Raw genomic sequence first — 16,487 nt, forward strand, 5'->3', positions numbered from 1 at the left:
GTTATTTGCGAACCTTGAGGGCGAAGAGACCCTGCGGGCGCAGCATCAGGATGCCGACGACCGCGAGCAGCGTGAGCACCTTGGCCATCGAACCCGACATGAAGAATTCGAGCGTCGATTGCGTCTGCGAGATCGAGAAGGCGGAGGCAATGGTGCCGAGCAGGCTGGCGGCGCCGCCGAACACGACGACCAGGAACGTGTCGACGATGTAGAGCTGTCCCGACGTCGGCCCGGTCGAGCCGATCATCGTGAAGGCGCTCCCGGCGACGCCGGCGATGCCGCAGCCGAGGCCAAAGGTGAGGCGATCCACCTTCTCGGTGTTGATGCCGACGGCGCCGGCCATGATGCGGTTCTGCACGACCGCGCGTACCTGGCGGCCCCAGCGCGACAGGTAGAGAACGTAGGCGACGGAGATGGTGATCAGCAGGGTGAGACACATCACGAAGACGCCGTTGATCGGCACTTCGATGCTCTCGGTGACGTGCAGCGAACCGAGCATCCATTGCGGCAGTTCGACGCCGACCTCGCGCGCGCCGAACACCGAGCGGTAGGCCTGCTGCAGCATCAGGCTGAGGCCCCAGGTGGCGAGCAGCGTGTCGAGCGGGCGCTTGTAGAGATGCCGTATCAGCGCCCATTCCACCAGCATTCCGAGCGCACCGGATGCGAGGAAGGCCAGTATCATCGCGAGGAAGAAGTAGCCGGCGAACAGGCTCGGCAGATAGGCCTGGAACAGATTGGAGGTCATCCAGGTGACGTAGGCCCCGAGGATCATGAACTCGCCATGGGCCATGTTGATGACGCCCATCTGGCCGAAGATGATGGCAAGCCCGAGCGCCATCAGGACATAGACCGAGAACAGGATCAGTCCGGCAAAGCCCTGCATGACGAAGATGGAGCCGAGATCACCAAGCGAATAGTCGCCGAACATCGATGTCCTCCGTCGGGGATAAGGGTCCCGCGTCGCGATGCAGAGTCGCGACGCGGGGTCTTGCGGCGTGGACTTGCAATCCACGCCAGGGAGAGGCTGAGCTGGTTGAGATGCCGCGACTGACGCGGCCTCTTACTGATATCCCTTGGGGAACGGATCCGGCTCGACGAGATCGGCGGTCTCGTAGATCAGCTCGAACTGACCATCGAGCTTGGCGCGGCCGACGCGGGTCTTCGACCAGAGGTGATGGTTCGGATGGATGCGTACGTACCCTTCCGGCGCCCCCTTGAACTCGACGTCCGGCGAAGCCGCAGCGATCTTGTCGACGTCGAAGGAGCCGGCCTTCTCGACCGTCAACTTCCACAGCCACGGACCGAGATAGGCAGCCTGGGTGACGTCTCCGATGACGGTCTTCTCGCCCCACATCTTCTTGAACGCCGACACAAAGGCCTTGTTGTTGGCATTGTCGAGCGACTGGAAGTACTTCATGCAGGCATAGGCGCCCGCGATGTTCTCGCCGCCGATGCCGTCGATCTCGTCTTCGGTCACCGAGATCGTCAGCAGCGCCTGCTTGGAGAGGTCGATGCCTGCCGCCTTGAGCTGCTTGTAGAACGCGACGTTCGAGCCACCGACGACGTCGGTGAAGATGACGTCGGGCTTGGTCAGCTTGATCTTGTTGATGACCGAATTGAACTGGGTGTTGCCGAGCGGATAATATTCCTCACCGACGACCTTGCCCTTCAGCACGTTCTCGACGTGCTTGCGCGCGATCTTGTTCGAGGTACGCGGCCAGATGTAGTCGGAGCCGATGAAGAAGAACGATTTCGCGCCCTTCTCCTTGGCGATCCAGTTCAGGCCGGCGAGGATCTGCTGGGTCGCTTCCTGGCCGGTGTAGATGACGTTCTTGGACTGCTCGAGGCCTTCGTAGAAGGTCGGGTAGTAGAGCATGCCGTTATATTGCTCGACGACCGGCAGCACCGCCTTGCGCGAGGCGGAGGTCCAGCAGCCCATGATGGCCGCGACCTTGTCGTTGACCAGGAGTTTCTTGGCCTTTTCCGCGAAGGTCGGCCAATCGCTGGCGCCGTCCTCCTGGATGAACTTGATCTTGCGCCCGAGCACGCCGCCGGCGGCGTTAATCTGCTCGATGGCGAGCTTTTCGGCCTGGATCGAGCCGGTTTCGGAGATGGCCATGGTGCCGGTCGCCGAATGCAGGATGCCGACCGTCACTTCGGTGTCGGTGACCGCAAGACCGGTGGTGTTGACCGCCGAGGTCGCCGGGGCCTGGGCAAATGCCCCCCGCGGCAGCATCGTCATGGCCGGCACGGCGGCCATTCCCATCAATAGCTTGCGCCGAAGCGGCGACAACAGGCCCTTGTTTGCTTCGTCCGACATGAGCACCCCACTTTTGTTCGAGAACACGCGATTGGTGCGGTGAGGATGGCTCGGATCCGGGCAGCGAAAGCATACGCAAGATCGCGTATACTGCACCGCAAAATGCCGACGTAGGCTTTTGGTACGGAATTTGCGAGGGATCCGGGGTCCGTATCGGGAGTGGGGTAAAGCGTGGCAGGGCGGCAGCGAATAGACCGCGTCAGGCGCCAGTACAACCAGTGGGTCGCCAACCAGACGCTGGAGGACTACGCGCTCCGCTTCACCGCCAAGAGCGCGCGCCGCTGGTCAGCCGCCCGGGTCGCCAACACGGCGCTGGGCGCGATCTCGTTCCTGGCGATGGAGGCGATCGGCGGCACCATCACCCTGAACTATGGCGTCACCAACGCGACCGCCGCGATCCTCGTGGTCTCCCTCGTCATCTTCTGCTGTGGCGTGCCGATCGCCTATCATGCCGCCAAATGCGGCATCGACATCGATCTGCTGACCCGCGGCGCCGGGTTCGGTTATATCGGCTCGACCGTCACGTCGCTGATCTACGCGTCCTTCACCTTCATCTTCTTCGCCATCGAAGCCGTGATCCTCGCGTCGGCGCTCGAGATGTGCTTCGGGATTCCCCGGCCGATCGGCTATCTCATCAGCGCCGTCGTCATCATCCCGCTGGTGGCTTACGGCATCACGCTGATCAGCCGGTTCCAATTGTGGACGCAGCCGCTGTGGATCGTGCTCCACATCATCCCGTTCGCGGCGATCGCCTGGCACAATCCGCACTCCTTCACGGAATGGCGCAAATTTGCCGGCGAGCACGGCGATCTCAACGGCCAGTTCGATCTGCTGCTGTTCGGGGTTGCGGCCTCCGTGGTGTTTTCGCTGGTGGCGCAGATCGGCGAGCAGGTCGACTTCCTGCGGTTCCTGCCGCGTGACCGCCGCGCCTCGAGGGCCTCCTGGTGGCTGGCGCTGATGAGCGCGGGACCGGGCTGGATCGTGCTCGGCGCGCTGAAGCTCCTCGCGGGCTCGTTCCTCGCCTTCTTCGCGCTCAGCCACGGCGTGCCGCCCGAGGAGGCGGCCGAACCGGCGCACATGTATCTCGAAGCGTTTCGTTACGTGCTGTCGCAGCCCGACCTCGCGCTGGCCTTGACCGGCACCTTCGTGATCCTGTCGCAGGTGAAGATCAACGTCACCAACGCCTATGCCGGCTCGATCGCCTGGTCGAACTTCTTCTCGCGCCTGACCCACAGCCATCCCGGCCGCGTGGTCTGGCTGGTCTTCAACGTCATCGTGGCGCTGCTGCTGATGGAGATCGGCGTCTACAAGGCCCTGGAGCAGACGCTGGCGCTCTATTCCAACGTCGCGATCGCCTGGGTCGGCGCGCTGGTCGCCGATCTCGTCGTCAACAAGCCCCTGGGCCTACGCCCGCAGCAGATCGAATTCAAGCGCGCGCATCTCTACGACATCAATCCGGTCGGCGTGGGCGCGATGACGATCGCGACGATCGTCTCCATCAGCGCCTTTTACGGCCTGTTCGGACCGACCGCGAAGGCACTGTCGGCGTTCCTGGCGCTCGCAGTCGCCTTCGTCGCCGCGCCGTTGATTGCCTGGGCCACCGACGGCAAATACTACATCGCGCGCAAGCCGAAGCGGAGCTGGCAGAACCTCGAGGCAATCCAATGCTGCATCTGCGAGCACACGTTCGAGCCGGAAGACATGGCGTCCTGCCCCGCATATGCCGGGCCGATCTGCTCCCTGTGCTGCTCGCTGGACGCTCGCTGCCATGATCTCTGCAAGCCGCACGCGCGGATCCAGGTGCAGGTGTCGGAGACCCTGGGCAAGCTGATGCCGCAGCCGATCTACGCGCGGATCAACTCGCAGCTCGGACACTATGTCGGCGTATTCGCGGTCTCCGCCGGCCTCGTCGCGCTGGTGCTCGGGCTGATCTATCTGCAGACATCGGCGAGCGTGCATGGCGAGAACGCGCTCGTTTCCGAGCTGCTGTGGAAGGTGTTCTTCTCGCTCAGCATCATCATCGGCGTGGTGGCGTGGCTGTTCGTGCTGGCGCAGCAGAGCCGCCGCGCCGCCGAGGCCGAGACGCGGCGGCAGACCACGCTGCTGATCCAGGAGATCGACGCCCACAAGCGCACCGACGCCGAGCTCCAGCGCGCCAAGGAGGTCGCCGAATCCGCCAACCTCGCCAAAAGCCGCTACGTGGTTGGCCTGAGCCACGAGTTGCGCTCGCCGCTGAACGCGATCAGCGGCTACGCCCAGCTCCTGGAGCAGGATGCGACGCTGAGCACGAAACCGCGCGACCAGGTCCGCGTGGTCCGCCGCAGCGCCGACCACCTTTCAGGCCTGATCGACGGCATCCTGGACATCTCCAAGATCGAGGCGGGGCGGCTGTATCTATCGCGCGACGAGGTACGCCTCGGCGAGTTCCTCGACCAGCTGGTCGGCATGTTCCGCCTGCAGGCCGCCGCCAAGGGCATCGACTTCGTCTTCCGGCGGCCGTCGCGTTTGCCGCTCGTGGTCTATGCCGACGAGAAGCGGCTGCGCCAGGTGCTGATCAATCTGCTCTCCAACGCCATCAAGTTCACCCAGACCGGCAGTGTGCAGTTCGTCGTGCACTATCGCAGCCCCGTCGCCGAGTTCGAAGTGATCGACACCGGCCCCGGCATCCAGGGCGATGATCTCGAGCGCATTTTCGCGCCTTTCGAGCGCGGCGCGCTCGGTGTGTCGCAGCCGCAGACCGGCACCGGCCTTGGCCTGACCATCAGCAGGCTTCTCGCCGGGGTGATGGGCGGCGACATCAAGGTCACGAGCACGGTTGGCGCCGGCAGCACGTTCAAGGTGAAGATGCTGTTATCCGAGGTCACCAATCCCCAGCGCATCGCACCGGTAAAGGCGCCCATCTCGGGCTATCACGGCCCGCGCAAGACCATCCTGATCACCGACGACGATCCCGTGCATCGTGACCTCCTGCGCGAGGTGCTGACCCCGCTCGGTTTCATCCTGCTCAGCGCGCCCGATGGAGCCGGCTGCCTGGCGCTGGCGCAGCACTGCCGGCCCGACATGTTCCTGCTCGACATTTCGATGCCCACCATGGACGGCTGGGCCGTGGCCGAGGCCCTGCGCGTCAGCGGCCATCACCAGGCGCGCATCCTGATGGTGTCGGCAAGCGCGATCGAGGCCCATGGCGCGCCGCTGGCGCAACCCTTCCACGACGGCTATCTGATGAAGCCGATCGACATCCCGCGGCTGCTGGAAACGATCCGTCAGCTTCTGAAGATCGAATGGCAGTACGGCCCGGACGAGACCGCGGTGTCGTTCTGGCGCCCCGAGAGCGGGTCGAGACCGCCGGCGCGGCACATCGAGGCACTGATGGCGCTCGGTCAGATCGGCTATGTCAAAGGCATTCATTTGAAGCTGGACGAGATCGGCGGCGAGCACCCCGAGCATGCCGACTTCGTCGCGCAGATGCGGTCGCTGGTCGATCGCTTCGATCTCGACCGGTACATGGCCACATTGAAGACGTTGCATGCGCATGAACATTGAAACGAAGAAGCGCGACGTCGCGCTCGTCGTCGACGACTCCCCGGAGACGCTGCGGCTGCTCACCGACGCACTTGACGGCGCCGGCATGACGGTGATGGTGGCGCTCGACGGCGCGGCCGCGATGCGTATCGTCGACCAGATCACGCCCGACATCGTGCTGCTCGATGCCGTGATGCCCGGTATCGACGGCTTCGAGACCTGCCGCCGGCTCAAGCGCGATGCGGGCCTTGCCAATGTCCCCGTGATCTTCATGACGGGCCTTGCCGAAACCGAACACATCGTGCGCGGGCTCGAGGCCGGCGGCGTCGACTACGTGACGAAGCCGATCGTGATCGAGGAGATGTTGGCGCGCATCCGCGTCCATCTCGGCAATGCGCGGCTGACCCAGAGCGCGCGCGCCGCGCTCGACGTCTCCGGGCGCTTCCTGTTCGCGGTCAACCGCCAGGGCCATTTGCTCTGGGCGACGCCGCAGGCGCAGAAGCTGCTGTCCGACCACCAGGGTGCGCAGGCCGATGACTTCGCGCTGTCGCCGGCCCTGCTGCAATGGCTGGAGCAGGCCCGCGCCAAAGGCAGCGCGAAGTCGCAAGGCGCCTCCCTGCCCGACAATCCGCAGCTTAAGCTCTATTACATGGGCGAAACCGCGCCGAACGAGTTTCTGCTGCGGCTCTCCAGAGAATCCGGCACCACGCTTCCTCCCGAATTCTCCAGCGAGCTCGGCCTCACCACCAGGGAGGGCGAGGTGCTGGCCTGGCTCAGCAAAGGCAAGACCAACCGCGACATCGCGCAGATCCTAGGCCTCAGCCCCCGCACCGTCGACAAGCATCTGGAGCAGATCTACGCCAAGCTCGGCGTGGAGAACCGGACGGCGGCCGCGGCGATTGCCACCAATGCGACGCGGCGGAATTCGTAGGCAGGGCTCAGAACGAGTTGCCACGCCGGCCGACAAACAAACGGTGTCGTCCCGGCGAACGCCGGGACCCATACCGCGAGATCTCTCGGTCTTAGGAAGAAGAAGTACCAAACGACGAATCTTCGCCAAACTCCTTCCTGGGATTATGGGTCCCTGCGTTCGCAGGGACGACGGTGGAGTGTGTGGTGAGCGTTGCTGCACCTCACACGAACCCACCCCTGCCCACCTCACCCGTAGACAAACGCCTTGTCGTCCAAATCCGTCTTCGGAATCTCGTCCTTCTCGGTCCAGTAATCCTGGCTGTGCTGCCATTCCGGCTTGTCGCCGCGCTTGGGCAACACGTCCATGTTGCGCATCATGTAGCCGGGATTGAAGTTTTCCGGATCGATCCAGGGCAGGATCGGCATGTTGTGGTCTTCGGCGCGCAAACTCACCTCGACCTTCTTCTTGCCCTTTGCTTTCATGTGGCCGAGCAGCCGACAGACGAAATCGGCGACGAGGTCGACGCGCAGCGTCCAGCTGGCGCGGAAATAACCGAACACCCAGACCATGTTCGGCACGCCTGTGAACATCATGCCGCGATAGGTAACGGTGTCGCCGAACGCCAGCGGCTTGCCGTCGATCTCGAAGGCGATGTCGCCGAGCGCGGCAAGGTTGAAGCCGGTCGCGGTGACGATGACATCTGCTTCCAGCAGCTTACCCGATTTCAGCTGAATGCCGTTCTCGACGAAGCACTCGATCTCGTCGGTCACGACGGAGGCCTTGCCGCTGGCGATGCCCTTGAACAGGTCGGCATCCGGCACGAAGGCAATACGCTGTCGCCACGGTCGGTAAGTCGGCGTGAAGTGCGTCTCGACGTCGTAGTCGGGGCCGAGCACGGCGCTGATTTGGCCGATCAGCTCCTTCTTCACCTGCTCTGGCTTGGACAGGCAGAGCTTCGTGAAGGCATCCTGCTCGAACAGGATTTTTCGCCGCACGATCTCGTGGATCCAGGCCTCGTCGACCTGGAGCCGGCGCAACTCTTCCGCGATCTCGATGGCGTTGCGGCCGAGCCGGAAATAGGTCGGCGAGCGCTGCAGCATGGTAACATGCGCGCATTTGTCCGCGATGTTCGGCACCAGCGTCGCCGCTGTCGCGCCCGAGCCGATCACGACGACCTTCTTGTCCGTGAGATCGAGATCATCGGGCCAGGTCTGGGGATGGACGATGCGCCCCTTGAAGCGGTCCATGCCCTTCCATTCCGGCGTGTAGCCTTCCGAATGGCGGTAATAGCCCTGGCACATCCAGAGGAAGTTCGCGGTGAAGGTCTTGGGCTCGCCGGTATCGGTCGTCACCGCCTCGATGGTCCAGAGGTTCTGCTCGCTCGACCAGCTCGCGGAGTTGATCTTGTGCTTGTAGCGGATGTGCTTGGCGATACCGTTGTCGTCGATCACCTCCTTCATATAGGAGAGGATTTCCTCGGCAGTCGCGATCGGCGGTCCCACCCAGGGCTTGAAGCTGTAGCCAAAGGTGTGGAGGTCGCTGTCCGAGCGAATGCCGGGATAGCGATGCGTGCTCCAGGTGCCGCCGAACGTCTCCTGAGTCTCCAGGATGACGTAGCTCGTTCCCGGAAGCTGCTTCTCGATGTGGTAGGCACTGCCGATGCCGGAGATGCCGGCGCCGACGATCAGCACGTCGAAATGTTCGGTAGCTTGTTTGCCCGTGGCGTGACTGCGAACAGCGACATTCATTGTTGCTTCTATGCCTTGCTTGTTTTTGTGGCCGTCCTTGACCGGACGACGCGTTTCCTCCGCGACGGGCATGATCACCCGCCGCGCTTCCGCTTCAAAATGACATAGATCAAATCGCGGTCAAATCACAGCGCCGCACCCCAGCTCCGCGCGGTCTGCAAGATCCAGTCGCGATAGAGCGTGAGCGGCGTGACGCCGGTCAGGCCGCCGCAACCATCGCTCGCGTTCGGACCCGTCGCCCAGCTGATGACACCGACAAGCATGGCGCCGCCCGGCTTGTCCTCGAATACGGGGCCGCCGGAATCACCGGTACAGGCGCCAATTCCGTCGCGAACACCGTTGGTTACGGGATCGACCAGGCGGATCTGCAGCGTGCCGGGCTGGCCTGTAACGACGAGACCGGCGACGCGCGTGTCCCCGCCGCTCCTGCCGTCACCGCGCACGGTGACGCCGGTCCCGGCAATGACGAAACGGCTGCCTACCCGGATTGGAATATTCGGCGTGCCGACCGGCACTGTCGATTTTCCCTTGAGTGGAATTTCCAGTTGCAGCAGCGCCACGTCTGCGCCAGCGCGATGTACCTGCGCTTTGTAGCCCGGATGGATCGCGACAGTGCGCACGTTCAGCAATTGTGGCGCGCCGCCGCTGCGATCGACGATCTTGTAGTCCGCGCCCGGTTGCACACAGTGGGCGCCGGTCAACACGATCTTTGGCGCGATCAGGGTGCCGGTGCAGGAATTGCCGCGCGACCCGACAATGGTGACGACCGCGCGCGCAACGCCATCAGCCTGCGGCGTGCCGCCGCCGACGATGGCATGAGCGGGCGTCGTGAGCAGCGCGGCGGCGACGAGAATGGCAAGCTTCTTCATGGGAACACGCTTCGATCTTTGCGGCGACGGATGGCTTCGGACTGGCCCCTGCCGATAGCGCATGCTAGCCCTCTTGGAAAGGAATTGACGAGGGCAGGATCGTGGCGACCGAGGCGGTGATTTTTGATTTTGGCGGCGTGCTAACGAGCTCGCCGTTCGAGGCGTTTACGCGGTTCGAGACGGAACGCGGCTTGCCCGCCGACATCATCCGGCGCACCAATGCCGCCAATCATCTGGAAAACGCCTGGGCCAAGTTCGAGCGGGCCGAAGTCGATATCGAGACATTCGACAAGCTGTTCGCGGCGGAGTCACTCGCCCTCGGCGCCGAGGTGCGTGGCCGCGAGGTGCTGCCGCTGCTGCAGGGCGATCTCCGCCCCGAAATGGTCGAAGCCCTGAAGCGCATCAAGGCGCAATTCAAGACCGGCTGCATCACCAACAACCTGCCGGCCAACGCCATCGGCAGCCTCACCGGGCGCTCGCTTTACATCGCCGAAGTCATGGTGCTGTTCGACCACGTGATCGAATCCGCCAAGATTGGTCTTCGCAAGCCTGACCCGCGTATCTACCAGCTGATGATCGAGACGTTGAAGGTCGATCCGAAGAACTGCGTTTATCTCGACGATCTCGGCGTCAATTTGAAGCCCGCGCGCGAGATGGGCATGACCACGATCAAGGTCACGAGCGGCGCGCAGGCCATTGCCGAGCTGGAAGCGGCGACGGGATTGAAGCTGGGGTAGCACCTCCGTCATTGCGAGGAGCCCGCGGCAAAATTGCGAAGCAATTTTGCGCCGGCGACGAAGCAATCCAGAGTGTTTCGGCGGAGAGACCCTGGATTGCTTCGCTGCGCTCGCAATGACGATGTGGAAGCATCTCGCCGGTCAAACTGACTATTCCGCCGCAGCGGCAATCCGCTCCGGGAACGCCGCCGCCAGTGCAGCACGATCCGGCTTCAGCACGCCGCGCTCGGTGATCAGGCCGGTGACGAGGCGCGCCGGCGTGACGTCGAAGGCGTAGTTCGCGACCGGCGATCCCGCCGGCACGATCCGCACCGTCTCCAGCCTTCCATCCGCGGTGCGGCCGGTCATGTCGGTGACCTCAACGCCGCTGCGCTGCTCGATCGGAATATCGCGGATGCCGTCATCGACGGCGAAATCGATCGTCGGCGACGGCAGCGCGACGTAGAACGGCACGCCATTGTCGTGCGCGGCGAGCGCCTTCAGATAGGTGCCGATCTTGTTGCAGACATCGCCGTTGGCGGCGACGCGATCGGTGCCGACGATGGCGAGATCGACCATGCCGTGCTGCATCAGATGTCCGCCGGTGTTGTCGGGGATCACGGTGTGCGGCACGCCATGATGCCCGAGCTCCCACGCGGTGAGCGAGGCGCCTTGGTTGCGCGGGCGCGTCTCGTCGACCCAGACATGGATCTTGATGCCACGCTCATGCGCGAGATAGATCGGCGCCGTCGCCGTGCCCCAGTCGACGGTCGCGAGCCAGCCGGCGTTGCAATGGGTCAACACGTTGACCGTCTCGCCCGGCTTCTTCGCCGCGATCGCCTCGATCAGCTTGAGGCCGTTGCCGGCGATGCCGCGGTTGATCTCGACGTCCTGCTCGACGATCTCGTCGGCGCGCGCATAGGCCGCCTCGGCCCGCTCCAGCGGATCGACCGGCGCGAGCGCCAGGCGCATCTCGTCCAGCGCCCATTTCAGATTGATCGCCGTCGGTCGCGCCACGACCAGCGTGTCATAGGCGCGTTTCAGGCCGGCGTCGGACGCATCCTCGCGCATCGCGAGCGCCATGCCATAGGCCGCGGTAGCGCCGATCAGCGGCGCGCCGCGGACCAGCATGTCGCGGATCGCGACCGCCGCGTCCTCGCAAGAGGTCAGCTTCGCGACGACGAACTCATGCGGCAGCCGGCGCTGGTCGATCGCGCCGACCGACCAGCCGTCGCGCTCGCGCCAGATACTGCGAAAATGCTTGCCGTCGACCTTCATGGCGTTCTGCCTTTTCGTTGTTCGCCTTGCGCATCAACCGCGCAGGATGCGCCCAGCCACCGCGTCGAGCTTCTTCAGAAGCTCGGGATCGCGCGCCTCGGGCGCCGTGATCAGCGCGGTGTCGAGCGCGCGGTCCGAACCGATCGGGCAGAGCTCATGCTCGCGCGGAAAATCCTTGGCCAGCCGCGCCACGAGCGCCTTCGCCCTGTCGGCATTGGACGTGAGCACGCGGATGATGTCCTGCACCGTGACGGCGTCGTGATCGGGATGCCAGCAGTCGAAATCCGTCACCATCGCGACCGTGGCGTAGCAGATCTCCGCCTCGCGCGCGAGCTTCGCCTCGGGCATGTTGGTCATGCCGATCACGGAGTAGCCCGCCGTCTTGTAGGTCATGCTCTCCGCATAGGTGGAGAATTGCGGCCCCTCCATGCAGACATACGTGCCGCCACGCGCGATCGCGATGCCTTCGGCTTCGGCAGCCGCGGCGAGATGAATGCGCAGCCGCGGCGAGACCGGGTGCGCCATCGAGACATGCGCAACGCAGCCTCGCCCGAAGAACGAGCTCTCGCGCTTGTGGGTGCGGTCGACGAACTGATCAACGAGCACGAAAGTTCCGGGCGGCAGTTCCTCCCTGAAGGAGCCGCAGGCCGACAACGAGATCAGGTCGGTGACGCCGGCGCGCTTCAGCACGTCGATATTGGCGCGGTAGTTGATGTCGGAGGGCGACAGACGGTGGCCCTTGTCGTGCCGCGGCAGGAACACGATCGGCAGGCCGGCGATGGTGCCACGCCGCACGGGCGCCGACGGCTCGCCCCACGGGCTCCTGATCACCTCTTCGCGCGCACCCTCGAGACCCGGCAGGTCATAGATGCCCGAGCCGCCGATGATGCCCAATACCGCCTGCGTCATGCCTGCTCCACCCTGTCCGCCACGTGCGACATGGTTAAGCTATGCCAGTTTTGCGGCCGTTTTGAAACGGGGGTGGGGTGGTGGTGCCGGGGCTGTGAGGGGCGGAAGCGGTCGCCACACTCTCGGTGTTGTCCCTGCGAACGCAGGGACCCATAACCACAGGCCGTGGTTTGGCGAAGGCTGCTAGTTCGGTACGGCGACCGTCAAAGATCGATGGATTCCGCGGTATGGGTCCCTGCGTGCGCAGGGACGACACCGGGGAGAAAGCAGCGTCCCCGCGGTTAAGCCGCGTTCGCCAGCTGCAGCTGGGTCGCGACCATCCGCTCCAGCGTCTCGACCGACTGGAAATTCTCCGGTGTGATCTCGGACTGGGGAATGGTGAAGTCGAACTCGGCCTCGACGCCGAGCATCAGATTGACCATGTCCATCGAGGTCAGACCAGCGTCGACCAGCTTGGCCTGTGGCGTGATGTCCGCGCTGAGCGAATTCTGCTCGAGGATGCCCTTCACCAGCTTGATGACGCGATTGCGCAATTCGGTATCAAAGGCTTGCATCGGCAAATTCCTGTCTGTCAAAGGTCGGGCCGGCTTCCACCTAGGATGGGCACAGCCTGCCGGTCCCGCAATGGGCGGCATCAATACTTCGCGTTTGTTAGTAAACGATGACTCAGATTGTCTGGATTTCAGGGTTCTTCCAGAATCCTAACGCGATGCCTGAAAATCGGCGGATGCAAACAACCGGACCTTAACTGTTCGTTCGGAATTGGACTTTGTTTACCCTCTATTTCATCGACGAATTTGAATTAAATCCGTAGCCTCCTTTCCCAAGCAAAGATGACCGGAAGATCGCTTTCAGCGGCGTCGCGAATGATGCCGGCGATCTCGAACGGCAAACCGGAGGCGGACGAGTATGAACGTGCGTGACGCAGTCCTCACTGTCGACGAAACGCAGACGAGCTTCCTCGAACAGGGCCCCTCCCTGATCGAGCGTGCCGCACGGACCGCAGCTGCCGCGGCAGCCGACGCCGACGCCGTCGATCGCGACGCCCGTTTCCCGCACAAGGCTTTCGAGGTCGCCCGCGAGCAGAAGCTGCTCGGCGTGATGATCCCGGTCGAGTTCGGCGGCTTCGGCGCCTCCATCTACGACGTCACCGACATCTGCTACACGCTCGGACGCGCCTGCGCCTCGACCGCGATGATCTACGCGATGCACCAGACCAAGGTCGCCTGCGTCATCAGGCACGGTCACGGCATTCCCTGGATGGAGACCATGATGCGCCGGGTCGCCCGCGACCAGTGGCTGCTCGCCTCCTCCACCACCGAAGGCCAGAACGGCGGCAACATCCGCGCCAGCGCGGCAGCCGTCGATCACGCCGGCGACACCGTCTCGCTGGTGCGCGACGCCACCGTGATCTCCTATGGCGCCGAGGCTGACGGTCTCGTCACCATCGCCCGCCGCGCCACCGAAGCCGCCGCCTCCGACCAGGTGCTGCTGGCGCTCGCCAAGGACGATTACTCGCTGAAGCGGACGCTGGGCTGGGAAACGCTCGGCATGCGCGGCACCTGCTCGACCGGCTTCGAGCTGAAGGTCGACTGCCCCGCCGACCGCGTCTTCCCGGAATCCTATGACAAGATCCACGCCCAGACCATGACGCCGTTCGCGCATCTGTGCTGGTCGTCGGCCTGGGCCGGCATCGCCGCCGCTGCCGTGACCCGCGCGCAGGCCTTCATCCGCAAGGCGGCCCGCAGCTCCGGCGGCCAGATGCCGCCGGCCGCGGCCCATTTCACCGCCGCCAAGATGTCGCTGGCGAAACTGCGTGCGCTGTTGTCCGCCAACATCGATGCCTTTGCCCGCGCCGAGCATGATGAGCGCGCACTCGCCTCGCTCGACTTCCAGTCCTCGATCACGCTTCTGAAGGTCCAGGCCTCCGAGCTCGCGGTCGAGACCGTGATGCATGCGATGCGCACTGCCGGCCTCTCCGGCTACCGCAACGACGGCGAGTTCACCATGGGCCGGCATCTGCGCGACGTGCTGTCGTCCCCGATCATGATCAACAACGACCGCATTCTGGCCAATGCCGCGACATCGACGCTGATGAGCGGCGTGCCGTCGAGCCTTCGCGACTAAGTGCTTTGCGACTGAACCAACAAGAACAATTTTGAGAATAGCAGGACATCGCCCCATGACCATTGCCGTCCTTCCCGAATCGCCCGCGACCGCCCCGCAGATGATCGACCCGCTCGACCATCTCGCCGACAAGCTGTTTCACCGCATGGGCGCCGACGGCGTCTATGCCCGCACCGCGCTCTATGAAGGCGTCGTCGAGAAGCTCGCCACCCTGATCACCGGCCATCGCGAGGCCGGCACCGAGATGATGCGCTTCCCGCCGGTGATGAGCCGGGCGCAGCTGGAGAAATCCGGCTATCTCAAGAGCTTTCCGAACCTGCTCGGCTGCGTCTGCGGCCTGCACGGCACCGAACGCGAAATCAACGCCGCGGTGAGCCGCTTCGATGCCGGCGGCGACTGGACCAGTTCACTGTCGCCCGCCGACCTTGTGCTGTCGCCGGCCGCCTGCTATCCGGTCTATCCGATCGCCGCGAGCCGCGGCCAGCTGCCGAAGGGCGGCCTACGCTTCGACGTCGCCGCCGACTGCTTCCGCCGCGAGCCGTCGAAGCATCTCGACCGGCTGCAATCGTTCCGGATGCGCGAATATGTCTGCATCGGCACGGCCGACGACGTCTCCGATTTCCGCGACCGCTGGATGGTGCGCGCGCAGAACATCGCGACCGATCTCGGCCTCACCTTCCGTGTCGACTATGCCAGCGATCCGTTCTTCGGCCGCGTCGGCCAGATGAAGGCGGTGAGCCAGAAGCAGCAGCAGCTCAAGTTCGAGCTTCTCATTCCGCTGCGCTCCGAAGAGCAGCCGACCGCGTGCATGAGCTTCAACTATCACCGCGAGCATTTCGGCACGACCTGGGGCATCCAGGACATCAATGGCGAGCCGGCGCACACGGGCTGCGTCGCCTTCGGCATGGACCGCCTCGCCGTCGCCATGTTCCATACCCATGGCACCGACCTTTCCGCCTGGCCCGCCAAGGTCCGGGACATCCTGGGCCTGCAGCCGCAGGTCACGGCGGATGCACATGTCGAAGGCTGGCGCTAACGAGACGAGGCCTGTCATTTCCACGGGTAAGACGAGCGTGATCCACACCAAGGTCCGATGCCGCGAAATCACCGAGTCCGACGCGGAAGCGATCGCGGACTTGCTGACGCGCGGCTTCGTCGGCCGCTCGCGCAACTATTGGATCCAGGGCCTACGCCGACAGGCGTTCCGGTCCGTCCCGGAGGGCTATCCGCGCTTCGGCTACATGCTCGAGAACGAAGGCACGCCGGTCGGCGTGCTGCTGCTGATCTACACCGCCCGCAAGAATGGCGAGGAGACCGCCATTCAGTGCAATCTGTCGAGCTGGTATGTCGATCCAGCCTACCGCAACTACGCTCCGCTGCTGACCAAGATCGCGCAGCGGCACAAGGACGTGACCTACTTCAACATCAGTCCGGCACCCTGGACCTGGCCGATCATCGAGACCCAGGGCTTTCGTGCCTATTGCCGCGGCATCTTCTTCTCGGTGCCCGCGCTGTCGCGGGTGCCGCGCTGGAGCGAGATCGAGGTCATCTCGCCCCACGCCAAGACCATCGAGGGGCTTTCGGAATCCGAGACCGAGCTGCTGATACGACATGCGCGGTACAACTGCCTCAGCCTGGTCTGCCGCACGCCGAAGGGCGCATTTCCCTTCATCCTGCAACCGGTGCGCATCCGCCGCGGCTTCATCGCCCCCCCGGCCATGAAGCTGATCTATTGCCGCAACGCTGCGGAATACGCGGACTGCGCGGGCCGCATCGGCCGGCTGCTGCTGCGACTCGGCAAGATCGCGGTGGCGATCGACACCAATGGGCCCATTCCCGGCCTTCTCGGTATTTATACCGAACGCCGCGGCCGCAAATATTTCAAGGGACCGCACCGTCCGCAGCTCGGCGATCTCACGGATACGGAACTGGTGCTGTACGGGCCGTAGGGCAGAGCTTACCCCTGTAGCCCGCATGAGCGCAGCGACATGCGGGAGCGGCGACCCCGGATATCGCTACGCTCATCCGGGCTACGGGCTATCGCCTTGATGGCCGGCCGTTTGCGACCTCGCTCCCCATCGCCGG

General features: G+C 64.3%; 13 protein-coding genes. 6 read left to right on the plus strand and 7 right to left on the minus strand.

From position 1 onward, the window contains the following. Position 1: 1 nt before the first annotated feature. Together urtB and urtA are read right to left on the minus strand one after the other, a co-directional pair. Entirely contained in the window at positions 2-928 is a 927-nt protein-coding gene (gene urtB / locus QRQ56_RS12490) for an urea ABC transporter permease subunit UrtB (protein ID WP_438740319.1), read from the minus strand. Between the two features lie 132 nt (positions 929-1,060). Continuing rightward, complete coding sequence (gene urtA / locus QRQ56_RS12495) at positions 1,061-2,320, minus strand: urea ABC transporter substrate-binding protein (RefSeq protein ID WP_438740321.1); 1,260 nt, start codon at positions 2,318-2,320, stop codon at positions 1,061-1,063. Positions 2,321-2,491: 171 nt separating this feature from the next. Between urtA and QRQ56_RS12500 the strand changes: the two genes are divergently transcribed. Then, positions 2,492-5,863, plus strand: coding sequence for a hybrid sensor histidine kinase/response regulator (locus QRQ56_RS12500; protein ID WP_438740323.1), 3,372 nt, complete (start codon positions 2,492-2,494; stop codon positions 5,861-5,863). Further along, a complete protein-coding gene (locus QRQ56_RS12505; protein WP_438740324.1) occupies positions 5,847-6,773 on the plus strand; it encodes a response regulator in 927 nt (308 codons plus the stop codon). Before QRQ56_RS12500 ends, QRQ56_RS12505 begins: the two co-directional genes overlap by 17 nt. A gap of 227 nt (positions 6,774-7,000) precedes the next feature. On the opposite strand, the gene QRQ56_RS12510 is transcribed toward QRQ56_RS12505, so the two are convergent. Continuing rightward, positions 7,001-8,503 carry a flavin-containing monooxygenase gene (locus tag QRQ56_RS12510; RefSeq protein WP_438740326.1) on the minus strand — a complete coding sequence of 501 codons (1,503 nt, stop codon included), beginning with the start codon at positions 8,501-8,503 and terminating at the stop codon, positions 7,001-7,003. A gap of 125 nt (positions 8,504-8,628) precedes the next feature. Beyond that, complete coding sequence (locus QRQ56_RS12515; protein WP_438740328.1) at positions 8,629-9,372, minus strand: S1 family peptidase; 744 nt, start codon at positions 9,370-9,372, stop codon at positions 8,629-8,631. A 101-nt stretch (positions 9,373-9,473) separates the two neighbouring features. Between QRQ56_RS12515 and QRQ56_RS12520 the strand changes: the two genes are divergently transcribed. Then, positions 9,474-10,109 carry an HAD-IA family hydrolase gene (locus tag QRQ56_RS12520; protein WP_438740330.1) on the plus strand — a complete coding sequence of 212 codons (636 nt, stop codon included), beginning with the start codon at positions 9,474-9,476 and terminating at the stop codon, positions 10,107-10,109. Positions 10,110-10,259: 150 nt separating this feature from the next. Here QRQ56_RS12520 and mtnA read toward each other — a convergent pair whose 3' ends face one another. From mtnA to QRQ56_RS12535, 3 genes are all read right to left on the minus strand, one after another. Then, complete coding sequence (gene mtnA / locus QRQ56_RS12525) at positions 10,260-11,366, minus strand: S-methyl-5-thioribose-1-phosphate isomerase (protein ID WP_438740331.1); 1,107 nt, start codon at positions 11,364-11,366, stop codon at positions 10,260-10,262. A 33-nt stretch (positions 11,367-11,399) separates the two neighbouring features. Then, positions 11,400-12,275 (minus strand): S-methyl-5'-thioadenosine phosphorylase, encoded by an 876-nt coding sequence (locus QRQ56_RS12530; protein WP_438740332.1) that lies wholly within the window; start codon positions 12,273-12,275, stop codon positions 11,400-11,402. Positions 12,276-12,556: 281 nt separating this feature from the next. Then, positions 12,557-12,829, minus strand: coding sequence for a phosphopantetheine-binding protein (locus QRQ56_RS12535; protein WP_438740334.1), 273 nt, complete (start codon positions 12,827-12,829; stop codon positions 12,557-12,559). A 355-nt stretch (positions 12,830-13,184) separates the two neighbouring features. On the opposite strand from QRQ56_RS12535, the gene QRQ56_RS12540 reads away from it, so the two are divergent. The 3 genes from QRQ56_RS12540 to QRQ56_RS12550 are packed head-to-tail and all read left to right on the plus strand — an operon-like array spanning position 13,185 to position 16,351. Next, on the plus strand, positions 13,185-14,402 hold the full coding sequence (locus QRQ56_RS12540) for an acyl-CoA dehydrogenase family protein (protein ID WP_438740336.1): 1,218 nt from the start codon (positions 13,185-13,187) through the stop codon (positions 14,400-14,402). Positions 14,403-14,457: 55 nt separating this feature from the next. After that, positions 14,458-15,438, plus strand: coding sequence for an amino acid--[acyl-carrier-protein] ligase (locus tag QRQ56_RS12545; protein WP_438740338.1), 981 nt, complete (start codon positions 14,458-14,460; stop codon positions 15,436-15,438). 37 nt (positions 15,439-15,475) lie between these two features. Next, positions 15,476-16,351, plus strand: coding sequence for an acyl-CoA acyltransferase (locus QRQ56_RS12550; RefSeq protein ID WP_438741452.1), 876 nt, complete (start codon positions 15,476-15,478; stop codon positions 16,349-16,351). The last annotated feature ends 136 nt before the right edge of the window (positions 16,352-16,487 follow it).

Source organism: Bradyrhizobium sp. U531, from assembly GCF_051710265.1.
Classification (GTDB): domain Bacteria; phylum Pseudomonadota; class Alphaproteobacteria; order Rhizobiales; family Xanthobacteraceae; genus Bradyrhizobium.